General features: G+C 61.4%; 2 protein-coding genes. One reads left to right on the plus strand and one right to left on the minus strand.

Going from position 1 to position 2,728, the window contains the following annotated elements:
* The coding region (locus EOA24_RS33370) for an alpha/beta hydrolase (protein WP_133374741.1) at positions 1–686 on the minus strand (686 nt) is incomplete at its 3' end.
* Between the two features lie 293 nt (positions 687–979).
* Here EOA24_RS33370 and EOA24_RS33375 point away from each other — a divergent pair.
* Positions 980–2,728, plus strand: a 1,749-nt coding sequence (locus EOA24_RS33375) for a PrkA family serine protein kinase (RefSeq protein ID WP_127410552.1), incomplete at its 3' end; no start/stop codon positions are given.

Genomic DNA, 2,728 nt, shown 5'->3' on the forward strand with positions numbered 1-2,728 from the left:
GTGCCAGTGGCGCGCAGGCGCTCGGCGAAAGCTTTCGACTCCTCGCCTCGCCCGGGCGCGCGCGAATAGGCGATGAAGGTCGGCGGATGCTTCCTGCCGTCGACATAGCTCGACGGCGACAGCGCCGCCCATTGTTTCGGGTCGGAGAAGACACGCGCATAGGCGCGCACCATGCCGCCATTTCTCGAAAGCGCGGCAAGATCGTAGGCCCTTGTGTCGTCCAGGATCAGCGCGGTGACGCCCGGCAACCCTCCGCGCATGCCGGTCAGCGCAACCAGATGGCAGCCGGCCGAATGGCCCATGCCGACGATGCGGTCCGGATCGCCGCCATATCGGGCGATGTTCGCGCGCACATAGGCATAGGCCTTTTCGACATCGCCGGCCTGGGTGGCGACATCCGCTTCCGGCAGCATGCGGTAGTCGATCGAGACGAACAAGAAGCCATTGGCGAGCAGGAAGTCCGGCTTTGAGCCGACCTGGCTGCGCTTGCCGAACCGCCAGGCGCCGCCATGGACGAAGAAGACCACCGGCAGGTTCTTCGCGCCGGCCGGCGCGTAGATGTCGAGCTTGGCCGGACCGTAATCGATGGTTCGCGGTTCCGGCTGGCCCGGACGCCCAGCGGCTGACGCGCCCGGCGGCAACAGCGCCGCCATGGCTGCCACGATGAAGCTGCGTCGATTGATCATCGTCATCTCCGGCCAGGTTCTGTCGCGGCGGGCACGGATGCTCGCCACGCGCCTCGTTTACGAACCAAAAATGACAACTTTCGGTGCGAAACCAAATCCACTCCTTGACCGTCCGCTGGCAATCACCACGTATGTTCATAGGCGAGCATTTAAGGCCGAATCGGGGTGTCCCGAAGGCTAATGTCGGGGTGCATTGTGCGCTCTTCCTTCACGTGAAGGGAACCACAATGCTTTCCGGTGGTTGATGAAGCGATGAGCCGATTGGCAGCCTATCGGCTCCGAGGCAAAGCATCATGCGCGAGAACCAATCCGACGTCTTCGATCTGTTTTCGGAGATCTATTCCAATGCGGCACAGGAAGAGATCAGCCTTCAGCAATATCTGCTGGCCTGCCGCGAGGACAAATCCATGTACGCCTCGGCGCCGGAGCGCATGGTCGAGGCGATCGGCGAGCCGAATCTGGTCGACACCAGCAAGGACGAGCGGCTCGGCCGCATTTTCTCCAACCGCACCATCAAGATCTATCCTTCCTTTTCCGACTTCTACGGAATGGAGGATACGATCGAGCGCATCGCCGGATATTTCCGCTACGCCTCGCAAGGCCTCGAGGAGCGCAAGCAGATCCTCTATCTTCTCGGCCCGGTCGGCGGCGGCAAATCCTCGCTAGCCGAACGGCTGAAGAAGCTGATGGAAGAGCGGCCGATCTACACGCTCAAGGTCGGCAACCAGATCAGCCCGATCTTCGAATCGCCGCTGGGCCTCTTTCATCCCGACCGGATGGGCGATCTGCTGGAGGACAAATACGGCATCGCCCGCCGCCGCCTGAACGGACTGATCTCGCCCTGGGCGGCCAAGCGCCTGGATGAGCTGAAGGGCGACATCTCGAAATTCAGCGTCGTCAAGCTGATGCCGTCGCGGCTGCGCCAGATCTCCATCGCCAAGACCGAGCCCGGCGACGAGAACAATCAGGATGTCTCGGCGCTGGTAGGCAAGGTCGACATCAGGCAGTTGGAGCACTTCAGCCAGTCCGACCCGGACGCTTATTCCTACAGCGGCGGCCTGAACCGGACGACGCAAGGCCTGCTCGAATTCGTCGAGATGTTCAAGGCGCCGATCAAGGTCCTGCACCCGCTGCTGACCGCCACCCAGGAAGGCAGCTACAACGGCACCGAGAATTTCGGCGCCTTCCCCTATCAGGGCATCGTCGTCGCCCATTCCAATGAATCGGAATGGCAGCAGTTCAAGAACAACAAGAACAATGAGGCGTTCCTCGACCGCATCCTCGTGGTCAAGGTGCCCTATTGCCTGCGCATCACAGAGGAGCGGCAGATCTACGAGAAGCTGCTGCGCGAAAGCGAGCTGGCGAACAGTCCTTGCGCGCCCGAGGTGCTGGACATCCTCAGCCGCTTCACCGTCTCGACGCGCCTTGCCGAGCACGAGAACTCGCCGCTCTACACCAAGATGCGCGCCTATGACGGCGAGAACCTCAAGGAGATCGACCCGAAGGCGAAGTCCGTCCAGGAATATCGCGATGCCGCCGGCGTCGACGAGGGCATGACCGGGGTCAGCACGCGTTTCGCCTTCAAGATCCTGTCGCAGACCTTCAACTACGACACCAAGGAAGTGGCCGCCGATCCCGTCCACCTGATGTACATCCTCGAAGAGGCGATCAAGCGCGAGCAATTCCCGAAGGAAACGGAGGCTGCCTATCTCGAGTTCATCAAGTCGGAACTCGCCAGCCGCTATGCCGAGTTCATCGGCCACGAGATCCAGAAAGCCTATCTGGAATCCTACAGCGAATATGGCCAGAACCTCTTCGACCGCTACATCGCTTATGCCGATGCCTGGATCGAGGATCAGGACTACAAGGACCCCGACACCGGCCAGATCCTCAACCGCGAGGTTCTTGAGAAGGAGCTGTCGCAGGTCGAAAAGCCGGCCGGCATCGCCAACCCCAAGGACTTCCGCAACGAAGTGGTCAAATTCACCTTGCGCGCCCGGGCGCGCAACCATGGCCGCAATCCTTCCTGGACGAGCTACGAA

It is taken from the genome of Mesorhizobium sp. M2A.F.Ca.ET.039.01.1.1 (assembly GCF_003998035.1).
Classification (GTDB): Bacteria; Pseudomonadota; Alphaproteobacteria; order Rhizobiales; family Rhizobiaceae; genus Mesorhizobium.